This window comes from Acidobacteriota bacterium (assembly GCA_016196035.1).
Classification (GTDB): Bacteria; Acidobacteriota; Blastocatellia; order RBC074; family RBC074; genus JACPYM01.
Window position 1 is genome coordinate 19,631 of sequence record JACPYM010000123.1, and the last position, 25,666, is coordinate 45,296.

The window sequence follows — 25,666 nt, forward strand, 5'->3', positions numbered from 1 at the left end:
CAACGAACACAATGATGAATAACAACGCCGCACTATTTCGTTCCTTTCCGCTGATCGCTGGTGTGCTGGCGGTTGGCCTCTTCACCTGCTGGCCTGTGACTACAAGCTCCGCCCTCGAAGAAATCAAAATCCTGCGTTACCAACCCGTGCCGATGCGCGACGGCATCAAGCTCTTTGCCGACGTTTATCTGCCGCGGGCGACGGGCCGCTATCCCACGCTCATCGTGCGCACGCCTTACGGGGTACAGCGTGACGCCGTGCACGAGACGATGATCAAATTCGCCCAGCGCGGCTACGCCGTCGTGATGAACGATGTGCGTGGGCGTTATGAAAGCGAAGGTAAATGGGAGCCGTTCCGCAACGAAGCCAAAGACGGTTACGACACGATTCAATGGGCGGCCCAACAACCGTGGTCGAATGGCAAAGTCGCCACGCAAGGCGGCTCGTATCTGGGCCACGTGCAATGGGCGGCGGGGAAATTACAACCGCCGAATCTGGTGGCGATGTTCCCGGCGCTGGCTTCGACCAACATCTACCGCGATTGGATCACGCTGAATGGCGCGTGGCGCTTGTCATTCAATTACGGTTGGGGCGTCGTGCGTATGCCGAACCGGATCATGCTGCCGCAATACTGGCACACCGAAAATTACGCGCCGCCGGAATTGAAATACGAGACCATCTTGAAACATTTGCCGCTCAACGATGGTGATCTCGAAAGCGCAGGCTATACCGTGCAGCATTACCGCGACTGGGTGGCGCATCCGAGCTACGACGCCTATTGGAAAGAGATCAGCGACGAAGAGAGCTTCAACAAGATCAATGTGCCGGTGCATACCAGCGGCGGCTGGTTCGACATCTTTTTGCAAGGCACGCTCAACGGCTTCACCGGCGTGCGCAAGCAGGGCGCGAATGAAAAGACGCGCCGCGAATCGCGCATGATCATCGGCGCCTGGGGGCACGGCCCGACGCAAAAATACGGCGACGTGGATTTCGGCCTCGCCAACAACCGCAACCAGTTCGAAACCGAGTTGCGCTGGTTCGAGCATTACGTCAAAGGCGTGGACAATGGGATTGATCGCGAACCGCCCGTCGAGATTTTTTACATGGGCGTCAACCAATGGCAGCACGAACGGGATTGGCCGATTCCAGGGACGAAGTTTACGCCGTGGTATCTTGATAGCGGCGGCGCGGCGAACAACTGGGACAGCAACGGCACGCTCAGCGCCAAACTGCCAGCCGGTGCGGCGAGCGATCAATACACCTATGACCCAGATCGTCCGGTACCATCGGTTGGCGGCAACAACTGTTGCGGTACGCCCACGCTGGCCGGGCCGAAAGATCAAAGGATAATCATCAGCCGCAAAGACATTCTTGTTTATACCAGCGAACCGATGATCGAACCTTTGGCAATTGCCGGGCCGGTCAAAATGAAACTATTCGCCGCGACCGACGGCCCCGACACTGATTGGGTCGTCAAGCTGATTGACGTAGCCCCCGATGGCTTTGCGATGAACCTTTGCGAAGGCATCATCCGCGCGCGTTACCGCAAAGGTCTGGACAAAATCGAATTGCTCAAACCCAACGAAGTTTACGAATACGAGATTGATCTGGTCGGCACGGCGAACGTCTTCCTGTCCGGCCACCGGCTGCGCGTGGACATCACCAGCAGCCACTTCCCACAATTCGACCGCAACCCTAATACGGGCGCACCGTTCGGCACGTCGGCCCAAGTGCGCATAGCGAAACAAACGATCTTTCATGCCGCCGGGCGCGCCTCGCACATCGTGTTGCCGGTCGTGCCTGTGCCAAAACTCAAATCATAGAGATTACGAAACAGACGGAAATAACCGAACAAACAGAAACAGCCAGCCTGGATGAGTTCCGTCTGTTCCGTTATTTCCGTCTGTTTCGTAATCTCCTTCCAGCAAAGGCAGGGAACCCAATGTCCACTCGTCGCAATTTCATCCAAGCAATGTCGAGCCTTCCGTTGATCGGCGGCCTGTTTTCGGCGCACACGCTAACCGCCGTCGCCAAAGCGCCCGCGCGCGATTATTTGAAAGAACTCGGCGTGCGCCCCTTCATCAATGCCGCCGGTACATACACTGCGCTGACGGCTTCGCTGATGCATCCCGAAACGATGGAGGCGATCAATTACGCGTCGAAACATTTTGTCGCGTTGAATGATTTGCACGACGCCGTGGGCAAACGCATCGCCACGCTCGTGCACAGCGAAGCGGCGATGGTGACGTCGGGCGCGGCCTCGGCGTTGACGTTGGCGACGGCAGCCGTTTTGACGGGTAAGTCGCCGGAACGCGCCCGCCAATTGCCCGACCTGACCGGCATGAAAAGCGAAGTGCTGATTCAGAAAACGCATCGCGTAGGCTATGACCACGCGATTCGCAACTGCGGCATCCGGCTGATCGAAGTCGAAACTGCTGCCGAATTGGATAGCGCCATCAACGACAAAACGGCGCTGCTGTTTTTCCTCAACGATGCCGATCCGAAAGGCCAGATCAAGGCCGCCCAATTCGTCGAAATCGCCAAGCGCCACAACGTGCCGACGCTGATTGATTGCGCCGCCGATGTGCCGCCGACCGAAAACTTGTGGAAGTTCACCAAGCTGGGCTTTGACCTAGTGGCCTTTTCCGGCGGCAAAGGTATGCGCGGCCCGCAAAGTTCCGGCCTGCTGCTCGGACGCAAAGACCTGATCGAAGCCGCGCGCGTGAACGCGCCGCCCAACGGCGACACCATCGGGCGCGGAATGAAGGTCAACAAGGAAGAAATGATCGGGATGCTGGCCGCGCTCGAGGTGTATCTAAAACGCGACGCCGACGCCGAATGGAAAGAGTGGGAGCGCCGCGCCAAGCTCATCATTGACACGGCGGCGAAAGCGAACCCGGCGATCAAGGGCGAAACCTATGTCCCGCCCGTCGCCAATCATGTGCCGACCGTGCGCCTCAAATGGGAAAAGGCCGCGTTCAACTTGATCGCCGATGACGTGCGCAAACAGATGCGCGCAGGCACACCGGCGATTGAGATCACACCGGGTTCATCATCGGCATCAGCCACGACGCAAGAGTTCTCCATCGGCGTCTGGCAATTGCAACCGGGCGAAGCTGAAATCGTCGCCAAACGTTTGCGCGAGGTTTTCGGCAGCGTTAAGGGATAGCCAGCGAGCATTGCAAACACCAAGGGGCAAAGAAACAAAGCCGGTAATTTGGCTGGCTGATTTCTTTGCCCCTTTGTCCCTTTGTGTTGTAAAAGGCCCTTGACCGAACACTTCTCAACAAAGGAAATTCACCAAATGACAACGATCAACGCCTTTGATGGCGGCCAATTCGACGCCTATCTGGCCTTGCCGCCCAGCGGACGCGGCCCCGGCATTGTGCTCTTGCAGGAAATTTTCGGCGTCAATCAGGAGATGCGTCGCATCGCCGACTGGTACGCCGCGCGCGGTTATGTCGTGCTTTGCCCCGATTTGTTTTGGCGGCAAGAGCCGGGCATTCAACTGACCGATCAAACCGACGCCGAATGGAAACGCGCGTTTGAACTTTATCAAGGACTGGACGAAGCCAAGGCCGTAGACGATGCGGGCGCGGCGCTGGCCTTCTTGCGCGGGCATCCGGCCTGCACTGGCAAGGTCGGCGCAGTCGGTTTTTGTTTGGGCGGCAAACTGGCTTATCTGATCGCCACGCGCTACCAGACGGATGGCAGCGTCGGTTATTACGGCGTCGGCATCGAGAACGCGCTGGATGAAATTACCAACCTGAGCGGCCATTTGCTGCTGCACATCGCTGAGAAAGATCAGTACTGCCCGCCCGAAGCGCAGGCCAAAATTCAGGCGGCGCTGGCTGGGAATGCGCAGGTCACGATTCACGCTTACGCCGGACAGGATCACGCCTTCGCCCGCGTGGGCGGCGCGCATTACAACGCGGCAGCGGCGGAGCTGGCGAATCAACGTTCGCTGGCGTTTTTCGCGGAGCACCTCAATGGATAACTTGGCCGCGCTGTGGGAAGAGCACGTCAAATACGAATTCGAGACGCGCGATACCGAAGACACGCTCAAGACGATGGTGGCCGATGCTTACGTCAACCACGTGCCGGTGCTGACGGGCGGCGTTGGGCACGATCAGTTGCGGACGTTTTATTCGCAACGCTTCATCCCGCAAATGCCGCCTGACACGGCGATGACGCCGGTCTCGCGCACGGTCGGCGTTGAGCGCGTAGTGGACGAGATGGTTTTCGAGTTCACCCATACGATCAAGATGGACTGGATGCTGCCGGGCGTCGCGCCCACGGGCAAGCATGTCAAAGTGCCGCTGGTCGTCATCATCCACTTCCGTGACGGTAAGCTGGCGCACGAACACATTTACTGGGATCAAGCCTCGGTGCTCGTGCAACTGGGCTTGCTTGACGCCGCGACGCTGCCGGTCGCGGGCGTCGAGAGCGCCGAAAAAGTGTTGAATCCAAACCTGCCGTCGAACGCATTGATGGAGCGCACGAATGACTGATGCGCCGCTGGCTGCCCCATTGACGGGAAGACTCAGGCGCGATCTGGGCACGTTGGAATCCTATGCGGCGCTGCTTGGCATCCTGATTGGCGCGGGCATTTTCACCGTGACCAGTCATGCCTGGACGCTGACCGGGCCGAGCGTGATTCTCGGTTATGTCGTGCTCTTCCCGATGGTGCTGGCGACTTCGGTGCCGTATGCAGCTTTTCTTTCGACGCCGCTCGGACGCGAGCCGGGCGGCGAATACACGCACCTGTCGCGCACGCTCGGCAACTTCCGGCTGGCCTTTGTCGGCGCGTGGCTGAAGATCATTTCCTACCTCGGCGCGCTGGCCTTCCTGGCAAATTCATTGGCGGATTATCTGATCGCGGCAGCGGGCGGACGCTTGAATGCAACGCACCGCTTGCCGTTGGCGCTGCTGAGTCTGGTGTTCTTTTTCGTAGTGCACAGCGTCGGCGTGCGCTGGTTCGGACGCTTGCAGGTGACGATGTGCGCGCTGCTGGGCTGTTCGCTGGTGGTGCTGATTGTGCCGGGCCTGTTCGCCATTCGCCCGGCGAACTATCAGCCGTTTATCACGCACGGGTTGAGCGGCTTTCTGGCGAGTCTTGCGCCGCTGTTTTTTTCCTACGCGGGGTTTGAATCATTGGCGCAAACGGCGGGCGAGGTCAAAGACAGCACGCAGAGATTGCCGCTGGTGTTTTTGAAAGGCTTGAGCCTGACGGCGCTGATTTTCATCCTGATGTCGGCGGTCGCGTTTGGCGTCTTGCCGGGCGCGCGCCTGGGCGCGAGCCACGCGCCGATGGCCGAAGTCGCGGCGGTTTATCTGCCCGTCGGCCCGGCCTGGTTCGTCGGCTTTGGCGCGATTATGGCGCTGACGACGTCGCTCAATTCGACGATGCTGGTGCCGTCGCGCTTGATGTTCATTTTGGCGCGCGATGGTTTGGCTCCTGGTTGGTTGGGGGCGATCAATGCGCGCACGGGCACGCCGGTGCGCGGGTTGGCGCTGTCGCTGGCGACGTCGGCGTTGTTGCTGATCAGCGGACAACTGGCGCTGGCGCTGAATGTGGCGGTCTTTGCGTTAATCATTTTGTACTTCCTGCACAGCCTGACGTTTGTGTTGCTGCCGCGTCGCAATCCCGCGCTCTATCGAGAGATTACCGTGGCGATCAAACCCGCGTGGCAATTTGCGGCGGCGTGGGTGTCGTTGCTCACGATGGGCGGGTTGATTGCAGTGCAGGTCGTGCAGGACATTCAAACGCTAACGAAGCTGAGCTTGCGCCAACGCTTGGCCGAACACGCGCTGACCAGTTTGGAGTTGGTGTTGCTGTGGGGCTTGGTGGGGCTGGTGTTGTATGCGTTGAGGAGTCGGCGAGTGAAAGCGTAGGGGCAGACCTGCGTGTCTGCCCCGGTCGCGTTTGACGCCAGCGAATCCGCCTGATGCCGCCGGGGCAGACACGCAGGTCTGCCCCTACGTTATTGAGGAATGAAGATGCCCGAACAACCGATCAACCGCCGCCGCGAAGAGTTTTCGACGCTCGCGTCTGGCATCCATTTGTTGAGCCACAGCCTCGGCCCAATGCCGCGCAGGGCGCGTGAAGCCATGCAAAGCTACTGCGATTTGTGGGAGCAACACACCAGCGAGGACGCCTGGGCGGCGCGTTGGTGGGAACTGTCCGAAGAGGTCGGCAACCGGCTGGCGCGCATCCTGGGCGGCGCGCCCGGTTCGGTGCAGGTGCAACCGAACGCTTCGGTGGCAATGTCGGCGGTCGCTTCGTGTTTCGATTTCAATGCGACACCGCGCAATAAAGTCGTTACGACGGCGCTCGATTTTCCTTCGATGGGTTACATCTGGGAGGCGCAACAACGGCTGGGCGCGCGTGTGCATGTTGTTCCGTCGGATGACGGCATCGGCGTGCCGCTCGAGCGCATTCTCGCAGCGATTGACGAAACGACGTGTCTGGTGGCGCTCTCGCACGTCTCGTATCGCAGTTCGTCTCGTGTGGACGCCCGCGCCCTGGTCGAACGCGCGCACGCGCAAGGCGCGCTGGTCTTGCTGGATGTCTATCAATCGGCGGGCGCGGTGGAACTGGCGGCGGCGGATTGGGAGGTGGATTTCATGATTGGCGGCACGATCAAATGGCTCTGCGGCGGCCCGGCCTGCGGTTATTTGTACGTGCGGCCTGCTTTGCAAAACGAATTGCAGCCGCGCCTGACCGGTTGGATCGCGCACGCTGAACCCTTCGCCTTCGCGCACGCGGGCATGCATTACGCATCTGGCGCGCGCCGCTTCGCGCAAGGCACGCCGGGCATTCCCGGCTTGCATTCGTGTCTGGCCGGGTTGCAGTTGATCGAAGAGGTTGGTGTGCCGTTGATCGCGGCGGAGTCGCGGCGGCGCACGGCGCGGATGGTCGAATTCATGCAGGCGAAAGGCTGGCCGTTGCACAGCCCGGCGAATGTAAATGAGCGCGGCGGCACGGTGATGTTGGGCGTTGCGGACGGGCCGCAGATGGTGGCGCGCTTGGCCGAGCACAAGGTTTTTGTGGATTGCCGTCCGGGCGTTGGGTTGCGCATGTCGCCGCACTTTTTTAATACCGATGAAGAGGTCGAGGCGGCCCTGGCCGTTCTGGCCGAGGTGCTGGGTGATTGATTGAGTTCCTGGGAATCGAGTGTTGCCCGCAACGCCTGTCTAGCTGTTTTGTCCCGCCCGCCAGGCGCGAAATCAGAACAATAAGGCCATTGCGTTCTAAATATCTGTCTCATAGACTCTGCCGCCGAAACCCAAAACAAAATTGCAGTGCCGTCGCTTAACCGCAAGGCCGGTGGTCATTGCAAGCAGATTGGATAGTGGCTCAAAGAGGAGAGGTCTGGCCGCGGATGAACGCTGGAAAACGCGGATCAGACATGTTCGCCAATTCAATTGATCTGCGTCGGTCGGCGTTGATCTGCGGCGTGGCTCTCTCCCCATTGACCCACTACCGCAAATTGTTCGTACCCCTCCAAAATGAATCTCCCACGGTGACTGGCGGCTGTCAGTGGGTGGGCTTGGTTTGCCTGCAAACGCGCTCCACTTTAATCCGCCTTCGCTAAAGCTCTCGCAGCAACACACACACTTCGGAGGGATCACCCCATGGTCTCAGCACGGCTCACCCACGCTTGGCAACGCATGTTCGCGCTGCTTTTCTGTTTCGGCTGGTTGCTGGTCAGCGGACAGCCATTTGGTTCCGGCCACACGTCCGCCCAACAAAAGAAAGCCCCGCCCAACACTGAGCATGTTTACCTGAGCGACCTGACGCCGGTGTATCAAACCAACGGCCGCGGCCCGGTCGAACGCGACCAGAGCAACGGCGGCGCGCAGGTGCTGGATGGCCGACCGCTGGCGATCAACGGCGTGCCGTACCGCAAAGGGCTGGGTATTGCGGCATACTCCGAAATCCGTTACGCACTGGATGGGCAATACGCGGCCTTGCGTGCCGACATTGGCGTGGCCGACGAAGCGGGCGCGCGCGGCTCGGTTGTCTTTCGTGTGTTGGTAGATGGCGTGAAGGTGTTTGAGAGCGGTGTGTTGAAAGGCGGCATGGCGGCGCAGCCGATTTCGATCAATGTGGCGGGCCGGAAGGAGTTGGTGTTGATCGTGCGCGCTGCCGGAGATGGCGACGAAGATGATTCCGCCATCTGGGCCGAAGCACGGCTGGAAGTTGCGCCGGGCGGCGTTGCGTCTGTCGCCAATATGCCAGAGGGCAATGCGCCAGCGGCGAACGACGGCGACGCCATGCCCGCGCATTCGCACGCGCCGGGCACAGTGGATGAAGATCACGTGGCGCACGATGCCGAGTTGGCGAAACGGGCGCGCAACTTCGCCGGGTTCATCACGCCCAAAGACATCGTGTATGCCGCCGCGCCGGAGCAACTGTCGCAACTGGGGTTGTGGAGCGGCGTGACGACGTGGCCGTTCGCCTTTGCCTCCGTCGCCACCTTGCCGGATGGCCGGTTGCTGGCTTGGGGTGGCAACAATCTGCGCTATTTCAATGGCGGCGCGAACACGTTTGCCGCGCTTTGGAATCCCGCCAACAATCAAATTACTTCGATCAACAACGACGACCACAGCATGTTTTGCGCGATCCCGACGATGCTCGAAGACGGGCGCGTTTTCGTCAACGGCGGCGACGGCACGCGCGAACGGGTCAGCATCTTCGACTGGCGCACCAATCTGTGGACGCGCGCCGAAGATATGAACCGGGGCCGCTGGTATCCGGGCAGTGTGGCTTTGCCGAATGGGCAGGTCTTCACGGCGCTGGGCGAACCGGGCGATGTTTATCCCGAAGTGTGGACGGCGGGGCAGGGCTGGATGCTGTTAAACGGCGCGAACCTGCAAGCTCCCGTGCTGGATTTCCCCGGCTATCAAAACAACTGGCTGCCGTATTTTCATCTTGCGCCAAACGGCAACATTTTCCATTCCGGCCCGACGCAGCAGATGAATTGGATCAATCCCACGGGCAGCGGCAGCGTGGTGAGCGCGGGTCTCAACAACACCTGGTATCCCAAATATGGCGGCGCGGTGATGTATGACAAAGGCAAGCTGCTGGTCACGGGCGGACAGATTGACGGCAACACTGTGGCCGCCACCAGTCTGGCGCAGGTGATTGACGTGAACGGCGCGAATGCGACGCGCACACCGGTGGCGGCGATGCAATACGCGCGCAAATTCCATAACGCGCTGGTGCTGCCCAACGGCGAAGTCATGGTAGTGGGCGGCAATACGGTGGGCCAGGAATTCGACGATACCGGCACCGTGCTCGCGCCCGAAATATGGAATCCCGACACCGGCGTTTGGCGCACCGTCGCCGACATCGCGGTGCCGCGCAACTATCACTCGGTCGCGGTGCTGCTGACCGATGGGCGCGTCTGGTCGGGCGGCGGTGGCCTGTGCGATTGCGCGGCGGATCATCCCGATCATCAGATTTTCACGCCGCCTTATCTTTACACGGCGGCGGGCACGCTGGCCGCGCGTCCGACCATCAGCAGCGCACCGGCCCAGGTCGTCGCGGGCCAAACGATCAGCGTGCAAGCCACCGCGAGCCTGGCGAAATTCAGCCTGATCAAATTCACGGGGCTGACGCATGATCTCAACTCCGACCTGCGTTACTTGCGCGTGCCGTTCACCTCGCCAGCGAGCGGGCAGTATCAACTGACGCTGGATGGCAATCGCAACGTGCTGACGCCCGGTTACTGGATGCTGTTTGCGCTGAACTCAGCCGGCGTGCCGTCGGTCGCCAAAGTCATTCAGGTCGTGACGGCGTTGGGGCCGGTCGTGACGACGCCGGTCGTGCAGAACAGCACGCTCAACACCGCCGTCAGTTTGCAGGTGCGCGCCACCAGCCCGACCGGCGCAATCTTGAGTTACAGCGCGACCGGCTTGCCGCCGGGCACGAGCATCAACAGTCAAACCGGTGTTATTGCCGGCACGGTGACGCAAACCGGCACCTTCCGCGTGACGGTGACGGTCAGCGATGGCACCAGTGCGCAAGTCGCCTTCGACTGGTTTGTGCGCCGCCCCAATCTGGCGCAGGGCAAGCCGGCGACACAGGCTTCGATCTATGAAGTCGCCGCCGCCGGGCTGGCCGTGGATGGGAACACCAACGGCAATTACGCCGCCGGTTCGGTGTCGCATACCAACAGCGCCGCCGCCAACGATTGGTGGCAAGTTGATCTGGGCGCGACCTACACGATTGACAGCTTGCAATTGTGGAATCGCACCGATTGCTGCCAGTCGCGGTTGCAGAATTTCTATGTCTTTGTTTCGACGACCAACCAAACAGGCCGCAGTTTCAGCACGATTCTCAACGACGCGACGGTCTGGCGTTTTTATCAGGCGGCAACCGCGCCCAGTACGTTGAACATTCCGGGCGGCGTCAATGGCCGTTATGTGCGCGTGCAATTGGCGGGCACGAATTACCTGTCGCTGGCCGAGGTGCGCGCGTTCGGCGCGTTGCCGCAAGCCAATCGTCCGCCCGTGTTGGGCGCGCTGCCCCCACGCGTGAATTCGGTCGGCAACACGGTCAACGCCACGCTCACGGCGACTGACCCCGATGGCGACACGCTGGCTTTCAGCGCGACAGGCTTGCCGCCCGGCGTCAGCTTGAGCAGTGCGGGTGTGTTAGCGGGCACAACAACGACGGCGGGCAATTACAACGTCAACGTCAGCGTCAGCGATGGCCGGGGCGGCACCGCGACAGGCAGCTTCACCTGGGCGGTGAATGCGCAACTGGCATTGAACGCCATCACGTCTACGCCAAAGCCCGTGAACAGCAACATCACCTACACAGCCAGCGCCATCAACGGCCTCAATCCGCGTTTCAAATGGCTCTTCGGCGACGGCACGGCGGAGACGGCGTATGCGACGTCGGCCAGCGTGACCAAGAGTTTCGCGCAACCGGGTCTGTATGTCGTGCGCTGCACGGCCACCGATGATCGCGGCCTCGAAGTCGTCACGACCTTTGTGCAGGCGGTGCATCTGCCCAGCACGGCCAACCGTCCGGCGGTCTCGATGAACATTGTGCTCGAAGACCGCGCGGCGGCGAACGACCGGCTCTGGGTGGTCAATCAGGACAACGACACGGTCAGCGTCTTTGACGTCGTGACCAATGCCAAAGCCGCTGAGATCGCCGTCGGCGCCGCGCCGCGCAGCCTGGCCATCGCGCCGAATGGCCGCGTCTGGGTGACGAACAAACGCGCGGCGACCATCAGCATCATTGACCCGGCGACGTTGACCGTCGCACAGACGTTGACGCTGCAATACGCCGCGCAACCCTTCGGCATCGCCTTTGGCGGCGGTGCGGCCTGGATTGCGCTCGAAGCAGTGGGCAAATTGATTCGGCTGGATGCGGTCACGGGCGCAGTGACAGGCACCGTGAACACCGGGCCGAACGTGCGCCACGTTTCAATCACCAGCGACGGCAGCCGCGTCTATCTCTCGCGCTTCATCTCGCCGCGCGTGCCGGGCGAAGAGACCGCCGCGCCGCAAGTCGCCAATGGCGGCGGCGAAGTGCTGGTCGTCAACACCGCCACGCTGGCCGTCACGCAAACGATTCGCTTGCAACATAGCAACGAACCCGATGCCGAAAATTCCGGACGCGGGATTCCCAACTATCTGGGCCCGGCGGTCATCTCGCCCGATGGTGTGAACGCTTGGACGCCGTCAAAACAGGATAACCTGTTGCGCGGCACCTTACGTGACGGGCGCAATCTGACCTTTGACAGCACGGTGCGCAGCATCACTTCGCGCCTCAACCTGACGACGAACGCCGAGGATTACGCCGCGCGCGTTGACCACAACAACGGCGGCATCGCCAGCACGGGGTTGTTTGATCGCACGGGCAATTACCTCTTCGTCGCGTTGGAAGGCAGTCGCGAGGTGGCGGTGCTTGATTCGTATGGCAAACGCGAGATCATCCGCGTCAACGTAGGCCGCGCGCCGCAAGGGCTGGCTTTGTCGGCGGACGGGCAACGCCTGTTCGTCAGCAACTTCATGGAGCGCACCGTCTCGGTGCTCGATCTGACCGGCTTGCTCAATGGTGGCGCGCAAACTGTGCCGGTGCTGGCGACGCTCAATGCCGTGGCGACCGAACGCCTGACGGCGCAGGTGCTCAGCGGCAAGCAGCTCTTTTATGACGCCAAAGACCCGCGCCTCGCGCAGGATGCTTATTTGAGTTGCGCGTCTTGCCACAACGACGGCGGGCACGATGGGCGCGTGTGGGATTTGACCGGCTTTGGCGAAGGCTTGCGCAATACCATCGCCTTGCAAGGGCGCGCGGCGGCGCACGGCTTTTCGCACTGGTCGGCGAACTTCGACGAGATTCAGGATTTCGAGGGGCAGATTCGCAATCTGTCCGGCGGCACCGGCTTGATGACCGACGCGCAATTCAACACCGGCACGCGCAGCCAGCCGCTCGGCGACCGCAAGACCGGCGTCAGCGTTGACCTCGACGCGCTGGCGGCGTATGTGGCTTCGCTCAGCGCCTTCTCGCAAAGTCCGTATCGCAACGGCGGCACGTTGACGGCGGACGCCGTAACAGGCAAGCAAATTTTCCAGACAGCCAATTGCGCGCAATGCCATAGCGGCGTGCTGTTCACCGAAGCGCTGAACGGTACGCTGCGCAACATCGGCACGCTCAAACCGTCGAGTGGCTCACGGCTGGGCGGGCCGCTGACGGGCATTGACACGCCGACGCTGCGCGACGTGTGGGCGACCGCGCCCTATCTGCACGACGGTTCCGCCGCCACGCTGGAAGAGGCCGTCAACGCCCACAATAACGTGACGATCAGTGCGACTGACCTGCCCAAGCTGGTCGCCTACCTGCAACAAATCGGCAGCGAAGAGGCGAGTGCACCCGCAGCCAACCAATCCCCGACGGCCAGTCTGACCGCGCCAGCGAACAATGCGACGTTCACCGCGCCCGCCACGATCAATCTGGCGGCGAACGCGGCGGATGGCGACGGCACCATCGCTCGTGTTGAGTTTTATCAGGGCGCAACGAAGCTCGGTGAAGACACATCTGCGCCGTACACCTTCGCTTGGACGAATGTGGCGGCGGGTTCGTATAGCCTGACCGCGCGGGCTGTTGATAACGGGAGCGCGAGCACGAATTCGACCGCCATCAACGTGACGGTGACACCGGCGGGCGGCGGCGGCGTGCAGGATGTCATTTGGACGAGTCTCGTCAATACCACCGTCAGCGGCACGACGTTGCGCAAAACGGCGGGCAGCAATGAGGGCAGCCCGGACGGCAGCGCCAGTTCGCAACAAACGATTGCGAGCGGCGACGGCTATGTCGAATTCACCGCCACGGGGCCGAATGTGTACCGCGCGGTGGGGCTGAATGGCGCTGACGCGCTCACTTCGTTTGACGCGTTGGATTACGCGGTCGTCTTCACCAACACGAACATCGCTGAATTCCGCCAGGCGGGCGCCTATCGCGGCGACACGTTTTTCGCCCTCAACGACGTGTTTCGGGTGGCGGTCGAAAGCGGCGTCGTGAATTTTTATAAGAACGGCGTGCGGCTGGCGAGCGGTTCCAGCGCGCCGGTTTATCCACTCAAGGCAGGCGCGGTGTTCACTTATCTCAACGGCGAAATCGCCGCCGCCAAAATCTCCGGCGGTGGCGGCGGTGGCGGCACTTGCACCTATTCCGTCGCGCCGCTCAGCTTGAGTTTCGCCACGGCGGGCGGCGCGGCGAATGTCAACGTGACCGCGCAAGCCGGTTGCGCCTGGACGGCCACGAGCAATGCCGCCTGGTTGACGGTGACGGCGGGCGCGAGTGGCACGGGCAACGGCGTGGTGAGCGTATCGGCGGCGGCGAACGCCGGCGCGCAACGCAACGCCGTCTTGACCGTGGCCGGGCAAAGCGTGGCGGTGACGCAAGCGGCGGCAGCGGCGACCGGCAACAACATCGTCTGGACGGAGTTGGTGAATACGATTGTGAGCGGCAACGTCTTGCGCAAGACGGGCGGCGCGAGTGACGGCACCTGGGATGGCAGCGCGGCTTCGCAGCAGTCGTTGGCGAGCGGCGCGGGCTGGCTCGAATTCACCGCGACCGGGCCACAGGTTTATCACGCCGTCGGCTTGAACGCCCAAGGCGCGTTGGGGAAAGAGAGTTCGATTGATTTTGCGGTGGTGTTCACCAACGCCAACATCGCCGAATTCCGCGAAAACGGCGCTTATCGCGGCGACACCCTTTTCGTCACGGGCGATGTGTTCCGCGTGGCCATCGAAGGCACGAGTGTCAACTTTTACAAGAACGGCAGCCTGCTGGCGCAAAGCGCGACCGCGCCTGCCTATCCGATTCGTGCGGCAGCGGTCTTTGCCCAAGCCGGCGGCGAAGTGAGCAATGCCAAGTTGACGGCGGGCACGGTCGCGGCCAGCGGCTTCAATGTGACACCGTTGTTTTGGTGGCAGCGCGGCAAGGAATGGCTGGGTTCGTTGGTGGCGGTTTTGCTCCAATAGGGCAACGCGCAACCCGTACAGCAGACTGGCAGTCTGCTGTACGGGTTCCTCCATGCTCTTGCGCAAAAAATCTAACGCCTTGTTCGACAGGTGGCGCAGGTCGTGAGTATTGGTCTCTGGCGAGCGCGCTACGTTTGCTCAATCATGCGTGCTGGCTGTGCGGTGCCGGTTGAAAGAAGGCTGGCCTGAATTGGCGCAGCGCCAGTATTGACGGCCATTTTGCGCGTCGTAACGTTTTTCTTTCGCCTCCACTCTTGGGCGTAAACCCAAAACTTCTTTCCTGCTTTGGCAACCGGTTTGGCGAGAAAGAAAGGCCGGGAACGCGGCGTTCGTCCAAACGCGCAGACCTGGTTTGAGTGAACCCGTGCCGAAGCAGCTTGTTCATACCCCTCCAAAATTAGTGTCCAAAAGGTGACTGGTGCAGTGCGCGGTGTGTGTGTGTGTAGACGTTTGTCCCTCAGTCTCGCCGTCAGCTTCACCAATCCAATTGGCAAAACGCCGTCCGCATTTTTAACCAGGTGTTCGGGAGAGCTATTTATGCGCACGGTGTTGTTGAGTCTTTTTCTACTCTTATCTTTGCTCGCCAGTCTGGCGGGCGTATATGCCAAATCCGGCCCGAAAGAAATTGTGGCCACGCCGACCGCGCCGACGGGCTTCCTGAATGAAAGCTTTATCAGCACCGGGCTGGTGTTGCCGACGGCCATCGCCTTTGCGCCGGGCAATACCGTCTTCATTGCCGAAAAGCGCGGCGTCGTGCGCGTCTGGCGGCAAGGGGCCTTGTTGGCCGCGCCTTTTATTGACATCCAGGATGATGTGAACAGCCTCGGTGATCGCGGCATGTTGGGGTTGGCTGTGCATCCTGATTTCCCCAACACGCCTTACGTTTATCTGCTTTACACCTACGACCCGCCGGGCGCGCCCAAAGATGGCGTGGGCGCGCGCGTGAGCCGTTTGTTGCGTGTGACGGCGCAGGCGGACAACCCTTACGTTGCGGCCACCAGCGAAGGCAGCCGCGTGGTGATCTTGGGCACGAACAGCACGCTGGCCAACAGCGGGAACGTGGGGAATCTTGAGGATTCGGATCATCCGGCTTGCGGGCGCGGGCCGGTGTTTGATGAACCGTTTGTGCGCGATTGCGTGCCTTCGGACGCCGATACGCACAGCATCGGCACGGTGACGTTCGGGCCGGATGGCAATCTGTATGTTGGCACGGGTGACGGAGCCGGTTACACGACGGCTGATCCGCGCGCCTTGCGGGCGCAAGAATTGGACAGCATGGGCGGCAAGATTTTCCGGCTTGATCCAATCACAGGGCGCGGGTTGCGCGACAATCCGTTTTGGGACGGCGATGCTGACAGCAACCGTTCAAAAGTGCTGAGTTATGGCTTGCGCAATCCGTTCCGCTTCACGCTTCATCCGCGCACGGGCGAGTTGTATACGGGCGATGTCGGTTGGGCGACGTGGGAAGAGATCAATGTCGGCAACGGCAAGAATTTCGGCTGGCCTTGTTACGAAGGCGGCGACCAGGGGAGCGCGCGCCAGGGGCAATACGCCAACAACGGCGGCACGCTGCAACGCTGCCAGCAGCTTTACGCCGAAGGCGAAGGCGCGGTGCAAGCGCCCGCATACGCCTATCAGCACTTTCTGATTTCGGCCTCGGTAGCGGCGGGCGGTTTTTATGCGGGTACGGCGTGGCCGGTGCAATATCGCAACGCGCTGTTTATTTCGGATTACAGCCGCAACTGGATCAAGTTTGCGACCTTTGACGCGGACGGGCGCGTGACGGTGCACGATTTTGCCGAGAGCGTGGCGGATCGCGGCGGGCCTGCGCAAGTGACTTTCGGGCCGGATGGCAATTTGTATTATGTGGCGCTGGGCATGCTGAGCGAGATTCGCCGCATTCGTTATGTGCCGAATGGGAACAGCGCTCCCACCGCCGACATCGTGGCGGACAAAACCAGCGGATCAGCGCCGTTGACGGTGAAGTTTTCGGGCCGCGGTTCAGCCGATGCCGAAGGCCAGACGCTGTCTTATGCCTGGGATTTCGGCGACGGCGGCAAGTCCACGCAAGCGGAGCCGGAACACGTATACACCCGCGAGGGCCGCTTCACCGCGACGCTGATCGTGACTGACCCGCAAGGATTGGCGGGCAGCGCACAACTTGAAATCATTGTCGGCAACAGCCGCCCGGATTTCTACTTCACCTCGCCCGGGCCGCAATGGACGTATTACAGCGGCGGCGAAGTCGGCTTCAGCGTTACGGCCACTGATCCCGAAGAGGGCGACGTTTCTTACCTGACGCAATACAAGGTGCTGCTGCATCACGGCGAACACGTGCATTTCGACCAATCAAGCTATAAAGGCTCCAGCGGGACTTTCATCGCCGAAGATCACGGCGATAACACCTATTACGAAGTCTGCGCCGTGGCCTATGACACGCAAGGCGCGGCGTCGGTGGGGAAATGTCTGGATGTGCGCCCGTTCACGGTGCGTTACACCATTGACACTGTGCCGAGCGGCTTGCGCATTGATTACGGTGGGGCGAGCTACACGACGCCTTTCACTGTGCCGACGATCACCAATTCCAAACGCGACCTAAGCGCGCCCACGACGCAGAACGGCTACCAATTCAGCGACTGGTCAGACGGCGGCGCGCGTGCGCATACGCTGACCATCGAAGACGGCCCGCGCACCTTGATTGCCCGGTATCAACCTGTGGGGCCTGTGACAGCAGACACGCCGGTTTACCTGAGCGATCTGACGCCGACCTATCAAGCGAACGGCTGGGGGCCAATGGAACGCGATCTGAGCAATGGCGAAGCGGCGGCGCGGGATGGCCGCGTGCTAACGATCAACGGCGTGCAATATCCCAAAGGGTTGGGCGTGCATGCGCTCTCGGAAGTGCGTTATGCCTTGGATGGCCAGTACAGCCGTTTCCAAACGGATGTTGGTGTGGATGACGAGGTCGGGTTGCACGGCTCGGTCGTCTTTCAGGTCTTTGCTGATGGCGAGAAGCTGTATGACAGCGGGTTGATGTTTGGCTATCAGTCGGCCAAACACGTCAGCCTGAGCATCGCGGGCAAACGCGAATTGCGCTTGCTGGTGCTGACCGGCAACGGCAACCGTGATCAGGATCACGCCGATTGGGCCGGAGCCAGATTAATTCGTGCGGTCAGCGCCGCTGTTCCAATTGCAGACGCCACCCAGGCGGCAGTACAGACGGGTGGCAAGGTGGCAGGGTTCAAACAACCCTCTTTCTTTACCGGGCGCGCCCGCACGTGGCGGCGGTAAGCGGCCCGGAGTATCCCCAACCGCCGACGAACCGCTGTTTTTCAAGCCTCCAGCGGTTCGTCAGCGGTCACGCCACAGCCCGACACGGCACCTAACCCCATTATCTGTCCAGCACTTATTGATACTTATTGGCTTGCCTGCGCCCACTGACCAAGCTACAATCCGCCCGGCGTGCGTAACTTACGCGATTGCTGTTTTGACTGTGAAGTATTGATTCGAGCGGCGTCGGGTGTTGCCCTTCAATTTCGGCCCGGTGTTTGCCCCGCTGAACCGGCCAGTCCTTCCAGTGTTTAGAAGCACAGCCCGCGCGACCCTCTCGCACCCATCCGGTTAACCGGCGTCCCAAGTCAGGTGGAGCCACAGGGCCTTCAATGCCGGCCGTCACAACAGATGAAACTGGGGACTGAGGACGGCAATAACTATAACCACAACGGAAGAGAGAACCCATGAGAGTCACTTGCCCAAAATGCCAGTTTGAAAACCAGGCCGATTCAAACCGCGTCGTCTGCGCGCGTTGTGCCACGATTATCGAGGTGCGGCCTGAGGCGGGTGTGGGCGGCTACGATACCTATAGCACGAATTTCGATGATGGCAGCTTCGGCGGCGGCGGCTATGACAATGGCGCGCGGCGCACCGCTGGCTATCAGGCGCCAGGCTATAGCGGCGGCGGGGCTGCCGATGCGGGCGGCTATGGCGCGAACTATCCGGGCTCGAATTACCCGACGCAGAATTACTCAAACGCCAGCTATCCGACGACGCCGGTCGCGCATCAATCCGACCAGGATGTTTACGCCACCAAGATTGATGATGATTTTGACGACGTGCTCGACATTCCGCGCACGACCGTGCAACAGCCGCAAAGCTACCAGCCAAACGAAGCGGCCCCGGTCTTTGAAGATGTTTTCGCGACGCCGGATTACGGCATGGGTGGCAATCAACGCAACGCGCCGGATCAATATCAAATGGGCATGGGCGGGATGCCCGGCGCCAATGACCCGTATCAGGGGAATGATCCCTATGCGGGCGGCGGGCAGCAATATCGCGGCGGCCACATGCCTGAAGCGAATTTTGATAACCCCAGTTATGGCGTGCCGCCCGAACCGGAATTCATGGGCTGGCCGGTCTTGCCGGAAGATTCGACCGATCCGGGCATTCCAACGACCTCCGGCTTTGCCAAAAAGAATTCGCTCTTCCGCACGGTCTTGATCGTGGCGGCGGCGTTGGGTTTGCTCTTCATTGCTTATTCGCTGTTTAGCGGCCCCGTTACGCGCAAACCCACGCCGAAACCGGCGGACACAGACACGGCCAGCACCTCCACCACGGGCGAGCAGTCCAAAGCCGATGATTCGGCCAAAGGCGACATTGCTGCCGTCACGAAGTCGGACAAAAACGCAGCCGAGAAGCCGCCGGTCGGCCCTTCGGGGACTGAAACGAAACCGCCGGTAACGCAACCCAAATCTGAAAAGGTGACTGTTCCGCCCGTCACCGTCACGACGCCTGCACCCAAAGTGTTGCCGCCGGAAACCACGACGGTCAAGAAACCGGAAGTAAAGAAACCTGAAGCGGCGAAGCCCGAAACTGCCAAACAACCTGAAAATGCGGGTGTGCCACCGACGCCGAATCGCGGCGGCATCACGTTACAGGTCGGCTCGTTTAATGACCGCGCGCAGGCCGATGAGCGGGTCAGCCGGTTGAAAGCCGCTGGGGTCGAGGCGCATATCGTGTCGGCGAATATCCCCGGTCGCGGTCTTTGGCACCGTGTGCAAGTAGGCCGCTTTGTTTCGCGTGAACAGGCCGCCGGGTATGCCAGTCAATTGCGGGGCCGTGGTTTGGTGCAGGATTTCATGGTCACGCCGGTGAACTGAGTTTCACCGGTATAACTGAAACAAATGAAGCGGAGAGTTGGGCTAAGCCCCCGGCTCTCCGCACTTGTCGTAAAAGCAGGGCCGCAGTGGTGCAGCAACCCCCCATCAGCAGCAATCGCAAACCTACCGATGCGCTTTACGCGCAGGTCGTCGAGCGGTATGCCAAGCTTTTCGACAACCCTTCGGCGCGGCTACGCTTTTTGCACAGTACCTTGGCCAAACAGGCTGCCCGCCAAGAAGAATTGCGGCAATCGCTGCAACGGTTCAAATTCCTCGAAAAAACGCCTTTCTATAATTGGATTATGGAAGCGCGTCTCTACAGTTCGATTCTGGAAGAGATTCGCGCCCTGATGGGCAACGTGCCGCCGGAACAACGCGCGCGCTTGCAGGCGGTCGAGATGCCTTTCAAGGCCAGGGCCTTTTTCTATTGCTATCAGGCGCGTCACGCCTTGTATGCCGTGGGCGTCGTGCTGGCCGGACTGCTGCTTTTCGGGTTGTATTCGGGCGTGATGAAAACGGGGCATTATGTTGCGCAACGCTTTGGCCAGCCGGGCAGAACAATTGTGGTCAATGCCAGCAGCCAATCCGGGGCGACTCCGCCCGTTACGAAAACGCTGGATCGGTTATACAATCTGGAAAAGGTCTGGCTGGTCGAACGCACCGGCAAATATGAACGCTACAGCAATAACGGGCGCATCAATACTGAATACGAGGTGGACAATCATCCGCGCGCCTATTACCTGATTCCGCGTAACTCGGAAGCCGCGCCGGAAGAGGTCAGCGGCGCGCCGATTGGCATCGTTTACCACACGACCGAAGGCGAGCAGATCAATTTCTCGCAAGATAACAATTCTTCGATCCAGGAACGCTCAAAGAATCTGATCAAGCATGTCATCCAGGCCAACAAGTCATACAACTATCTGATTGACCGCTTCGGCGAAATTTTCAGGGTGGTGCGCGACGAACAGACGGCCAATCACGCGGGCTATTCGCTCTGGGCCGATCAGAAATATGTTTACATCGGGTTGAACGAGAGCTTTATCGGCGTCGCGTTTGAGTCCAAACAATCCAACTCGCTCGAAGACACGCTCACCGAAGCGCAGGTGGTGTCAGGCCGCCAACTGACCGCGATTTTGCGCGGCAAGTACAAAATCGCCGACGTCAATTGCACGACGCACGGGCTGGTTTCGGTCAATCCCGACAACGGCGCCATCGCGGCACATTACGATTGGGTCAGGAACTTTCCCTTTGAAGGCATGGGCCTGTCGGACAAATACAAAGTGCCCACGCCCAACATGGCCGATTACGGCTTCACCTGGGACGAAGAGATTTTGGAAAAGCTGAACAAGACGCTCTGGCCCGGTGCCATCACCGCCGACGAAGAGTTCAAACGCCGCGCCGAAAAACAGCACATTGGCGTGGAAACGCTGCGCCTCAAATTGCGCGACCGGTATCGTGATCTGTATGCGCGGCAAAAGGCGTTGCAAACTTCGTCCGCCCCCCAAAACGCCAAGCTGACCTTGCAGTCCGAGGCCGCCGAAAATCCTCGCTGAATTACCCGATGACGGGTACCGCAATCTCCCCCATTAGCACGACTGTTGTGGTTCGACAGTTCAAGCTCTGCGCGCTGTAACGACAGGCTGTAGAGGCAACGGTATTGAGTTAGGTGCGGCAATAAGGCGTTCAGAGTTCACGCTTCAGCGTGTTAATTCGACTGAGACACGCTGAAGCGTGAACTCTGAACACGAATTCAATGCCATTGGGCTATAGATGGAGTATGTCCCCTTCTGTTGAGCGCGGCTGGCCCTTAAAATAAGACCTGCTTGGGTCTTTGCTGCCGAGACAATTCCGCTACTTGAAACTTTTCGCGCCAATTCAACAAAGCCGCTCGTGCTGTTTCTGACAAGCTCCGGCGGAGTATTGCAATTTCGCGGGAAAGCAAGTAAGAAAGGCTTTCTTTTAATGCCAAAAACACCAAGTAAAAACGACGGAGGAATAATGGAAGAGAAGAATCCCGCGACACCCGAAGCCGGCGGCGAAGCCGGTGCGCTCGGACTCGACATCGGCACCAGCCGCATCGTGCTGGCTGGCGGCCCCAACGGTCACAAAGCCCAGACCCAACTCAACGCTTTTGTCAGTGTGCCTTATTCAAAAATGACCGAAGCCATCTTGCAGCAGAACAAGATGGTCTATCAACGCAACGGCAAAGAACTGTTTGTCTTCGGCAGCGATTCCGATAAGTTCGCCAGCTTTTTCAACGCCGTGCCGCGCCGTCCCATGCAACTGGGCGTGCTCAATGCCAGCGAACCGATGGGCCAGCAGATCATCCAGGCCATCATCGAAGCGATGGTGCCGCGCGCCAAGAAAAACGAACTGCTCTGTTTCAGCGTGCCGGGCCGCGGCGAAGGCACCGATTCCAACCTCGTCTATCACGAAGCCGTGCTCCGGACCTTCCTGCAATCGCTCGGTTACGAAGCCAAAGCGATCAACGAAGGCCTGGCGATTGTCTTTGCCGAACTGCAAAGCGAAAACTTCACCGGCATCGGCATCAGTTGCGGCGGCGGCATGTGCAACGTTTGCGTCTCGTTCCTGTCCGTCCCCATGCTGACTTTCAGCATTCCCAAGGGCGGCGATTACATTGACCAGAGCGTTTCCGCCGTGACTGACGAACCGCTCACCCGCGTGCGCCTCGCCAAAGAAGAATCCCTCGACCTCTCGCGCCAGCCCAAAGACAAGGTTTCGAGCGCCCTGCACATCTATTACGATGAGGTCATCAACACCCTCGTCGAAAAGCTGCGCGAAGAGTTCGAGAACTCCAAGCAACTGCCCAAACTCGACCGCGCGATCCCGATTGTGCTCTCGGGCGGCACCGCCAAACCGCGCGGCTTCCTGCAAAAATTCGAAGCGGCGCTCAAACGCGACGGCTTTCCCGTCCAGATTTCCGACGTGCGGCTGGCCAGCGATCCGCTGACGGCGACGGCGCGGGGCTGTTATATCGCGGCGATTTCCGAGATTCGGTAGGCGTTGCAGAAGAGACCGCAAGAGTTTACAAAAGTATGAAGGGTGAGAAGGCTGGCTGTGATTTTGCTCACCAGCACAGCTTCTCACCCTTTCTTTTTGAGAAGGATTGGCTGTAACCCTCAGTCACGCTGGACAGTGATGGGTTCTCGATCTGGTGCCTTGATCACCAAGCTGTCTGGCCCCTGCCGTCCCGCTTCGGCACGCCGCTGGCGAATACGTTGAAGCAACTCTTTCAAGTATGGTTCCAGCCATTCTGGATTGTTACCGTCGTAAAGATAGATTTCCCACTTGTAGAAGTACTGGCCTTTCTTGCCAATCGTCACATAATCCACCGCCCCACAACGGTAGAAAAAGTTGAGACTACGGCGTAATAACTTCTCCCATTCATCAGCATCATTGGCATCACTCACCGCTGGTAATTCAAAGCGGAAGAACGTCTGTGGCAAATGGGCCAAGAGCGTGTGATTGTTGCGGAAGTTGATCTCGTTGATTCCGGCTTTGTGGTTGTTGCACAGGCGGCAAAGCGTTTGTAGATTTCCGAGCGCACTGGTGCCGCCCAGGTAACTAGGTGCAACGTGGTCTACTTCGAGTAATCGGCGATTGCTTTCCCCGCAAGATAGACAGCTGAAACCATCACGGGCTTTGGTCTGCTCTTTGACTTCGGCTGATGGCTCGCGAAGAAACTGCTTCTCCGGGAATTCGACTGGCACCTTTGCTGCGGGCTGCATAAATTCCTGGCAGAGCAACTTGTTTTCGCAAGCGTCATACTGCGATTTGAAGAGCGGATAATTGGGATAAAGTACGCGCCAGTAGCGGTCAGTGCGACTGTATTCGGCCAACAGTGCCTCGTGTTTTTTGCGTGCGCCAAGATCGGCTTGGACGGAATGTTGCACCAACTCATCCAAGTCGTGGTGATTGCGTTCAGCGAAGGCAAAGAATCTAGGCAGGCTGTTGTTTTGCGCCAAGTGGCGGGCAAGGTGGAAAAGATTGGTCAGTAAATCGGCAGCCGAGCGTTCAGTCACTTGCGCAAAGTACTTCTGACGCCAAAACTCAAGCTCTTCTTGATGGGCTTCAAGCGTTGTATCGGGACTGGCAAAGCTACGCAAATCCATACATTCAAGCAACTCAAGCAAGCGTCGGTAGAGTTCGACCTCGTTGTCAAAGACCATCATCATCTGCGGCACCGTCACCTGATCATCGCTGCCAGCCACCACTGTTTCGAATTCGACGAGATACCAGCCGACAGGCAGTAGCGAAAGAAAAGGCGCGGGCGCGACGTTTTCACCGCTGTCCATCTGTCGAGCCAAGCGCCGCACCAAGTCTATCGAAATGTACTGCAGCGGCGGACGCTGGGCGTGTTCCGGCATGCTCTCGTCAGCGCGCCCAGCATTGAGTTGCTGATAATTGGCCCAGTTGATGAGATGTTTCCAGTTGTCCGTGAACGAGACTATAAACGCTTCGTCCGTGCCGCCGAATTTAGGGCCACGCAGCGCCCGCCCGATCATTTGCGTCAGCAGAATGCTGCTGGTGGTTTGGCGCGTCAGAAAGACGGTACGCACATCCGGCACGTCGGTGCCTTCGGTCAGCATCCGCACGTTGAGCAACACATCAAGTTCGTTATTTTTGAAAGCCGCCAGCACTTGCTTGTTTTCGTCGGCGGTGCGGCGGTTGCGCGTTTCTGGATTACCAGGGTTGGCGTCCACATGCGTGTAGACAGCATCGGCACGCACACCGCGCTCACACAGGAATTCGCGCAGTTGTTCGCATTGGAACCAACGGTCGGCAAACATGATCGTCTTGCCGTAGCGTTCGCGGTTATTGACATAGGTATTGGCGATGTAAAGGTTGCGTTCGCGGCTCTGCGCCAGTTGGGTAATAACATCTTCGGGTAAATCGCGGTAAGTGCCACGCCATTTCTCGTACTCGCGCTCGTCGAATTCTGTCTCAAAGTTTGTCTGGAAGTCTTCAAAGATAGGTTTGGCGAGAATGCCTGCGGCCATCAACTCCTGTGGTGTCGTCTGATAAACGATCTGCTGCGGGAAGAGTCGTGTGAGCCAGCCGCGTTTCTTCTCTTCGCTGTGAGTCGGCGTTGCGGTCAAGCCCAAGAGTACCAACTTCGGCAGTCGCTGACGCAACTCATCAATCAACGTGCGATAGCTGTAAGCTGGCGAATGATGCGCTTCATCGAAGACTACGCAGAGGCGTTCACCAGCGGCTTGAAGAAAGGCGGTAAATTGCGGATGTTGGTTGCGCCAGGCCTGGGTAAAGGTTTGCAGCGTGCCGATCACGACATCATCGGTGTGTTTGAGTTGATGCACGCGGCTGTGGCCCGGCGTGCCGGAGATCACACGCGCCGAAAGTTTCGGCTTCGGCTCAGGAATGCCGCCGAGTTCGCGTTCCAGATTCTCCAATGCTTGCTCCAACAGATGATGCGTATGTGCTAACCAGAGGACGCGGTAACCAGTGGACAATGGCGCGGTGCAAAGAAACCGCATTGCCGTGAATGTCTTGCCGCCGCCCGTAGGAAGCACAAGTAGGCCGCCTGAAGGAGCAATTTGAGTATTCTCAAACCACATGCTTAACCTGCTCAAAGCTTGGTTTTGATGATTGGCAGGAGTTCTTACGCAGTAAGACTTACGCGCTTCGATAAGGTTATATTCGCGGAAAAACTGATTGTCTGGTTGGGGGAGCACAATCTTACCTCCCGATGTTTTATGCTGAAATTGTTTGGCAAGCCAATGGGGCTGACTGGCGTAATACTTCGACGCGGTGCAGTCTAATGTATTGCAATCTGACACGGCAATACGTTTGATTGAACGCGAGAATAGATGTTCGAATGGTTGTGTCGCAAACACCAGCCGAGGGCGTAGGCGTGATCAGCGTGCATTTGTCAGCGTCCCAAGCGACCTTGTAAAAAGCTCAGCAATTGGAGGATAGTTCGAGCATGCCAACGGTGCTCAGAAAGGATGGCTTCAATT

Annotated in this window: 12 protein-coding genes; 11 read left to right on the plus strand and 1 reads right to left on the minus strand. The window is 59.5% G+C overall.

The genetic code is table 11. From position 1 onward, the window contains the following. Positions 1-14: 14 nt before the first annotated feature. From HY011_34085 to HY011_34135, 11 genes are all read left to right on the plus strand, one after another. Positions 15-1,823: a CocE/NonD family hydrolase gene (locus HY011_34085; GenBank protein ID MBI3427982.1), complete on the plus strand. Its 1,809-nt coding sequence runs from the start codon at positions 15-17 to the stop codon at positions 1,821-1,823. A gap of 119 nt (positions 1,824-1,942) precedes the next feature. Next, positions 1,943-3,169, plus strand: coding sequence for a PLP-dependent transferase (locus HY011_34090; protein MBI3427983.1), 1,227 nt, complete (start codon positions 1,943-1,945; stop codon positions 3,167-3,169). Between the two features lie 135 nt (positions 3,170-3,304). After that, complete coding sequence (locus HY011_34095) at positions 3,305-3,997, plus strand: dienelactone hydrolase family protein (protein MBI3427984.1); 693 nt, start codon at positions 3,305-3,307, stop codon at positions 3,995-3,997. Further along, positions 3,990-4,511 carry an ester cyclase gene (locus HY011_34100; GenBank protein MBI3427985.1) on the plus strand — a complete coding sequence of 174 codons (522 nt, stop codon included), beginning with the start codon at positions 3,990-3,992 and terminating at the stop codon, positions 4,509-4,511. Before HY011_34095 ends, HY011_34100 begins: the two co-directional genes overlap by 8 nt. Beyond that, a complete protein-coding gene (locus HY011_34105; GenBank protein MBI3427986.1) occupies positions 4,504-5,895 on the plus strand; it encodes an amino acid permease in 1,392 nt (463 codons plus the stop codon). The genes HY011_34100 and HY011_34105 overlap by 8 nt, the downstream gene beginning before the upstream one ends. Positions 5,896-6,000: 105 nt before the next feature. Further along, positions 6,001-7,158 (plus strand): aminotransferase class V-fold PLP-dependent enzyme, encoded by a 1,158-nt coding sequence (locus HY011_34110; protein ID MBI3427987.1) that lies wholly within the window; start codon positions 6,001-6,003, stop codon positions 7,156-7,158. A gap of 480 nt (positions 7,159-7,638) precedes the next feature. Continuing rightward, the gene (locus HY011_34115; GenBank protein MBI3427988.1) at positions 7,639-14,511 is read left to right on the plus strand and encodes an NPCBM/NEW2 domain-containing protein; all 6,873 of its coding nucleotides are present in this window, start codon (positions 7,639-7,641) and stop codon (positions 14,509-14,511) included. Positions 14,512-15,048: 537 nt separating this feature from the next. Then, positions 15,049-17,802 (plus strand): NPCBM/NEW2 domain-containing protein, encoded by a 2,754-nt coding sequence (locus HY011_34120; GenBank protein MBI3427989.1) that lies wholly within the window; start codon positions 15,049-15,051, stop codon positions 17,800-17,802. A 446-nt stretch (positions 17,803-18,248) separates the two neighbouring features. Next, positions 18,249-19,667 carry an SPOR domain-containing protein gene (locus tag HY011_34125; GenBank protein ID MBI3427990.1) on the plus strand — a complete coding sequence of 473 codons (1,419 nt, stop codon included), beginning with the start codon at positions 18,249-18,251 and terminating at the stop codon, positions 19,665-19,667. A gap of 86 nt (positions 19,668-19,753) precedes the next feature. Continuing rightward, positions 19,754-21,220: an N-acetylmuramoyl-L-alanine amidase gene (locus HY011_34130; GenBank protein ID MBI3427991.1), complete on the plus strand. Its 1,467-nt coding sequence runs from the start codon at positions 19,754-19,756 to the stop codon at positions 21,218-21,220. Positions 21,221-21,665: 445 nt separating this feature from the next. Further along, the gene (locus tag HY011_34135) at positions 21,666-22,688 is read left to right on the plus strand and encodes a hypothetical protein (protein MBI3427992.1); all 1,023 of its coding nucleotides are present in this window, start codon (positions 21,666-21,668) and stop codon (positions 22,686-22,688) included. A 119-nt stretch (positions 22,689-22,807) separates the two neighbouring features. Here the strand turns inward: HY011_34135 and HY011_34140 are convergent, their stop codons facing one another. Beyond that, entirely contained in the window at positions 22,808-25,264 is a 2,457-nt protein-coding gene (locus tag HY011_34140) for a DEAD/DEAH box helicase family protein (GenBank protein MBI3427993.1), read from the minus strand. Positions 25,265-25,666: the final 402 nt, after the last annotated feature.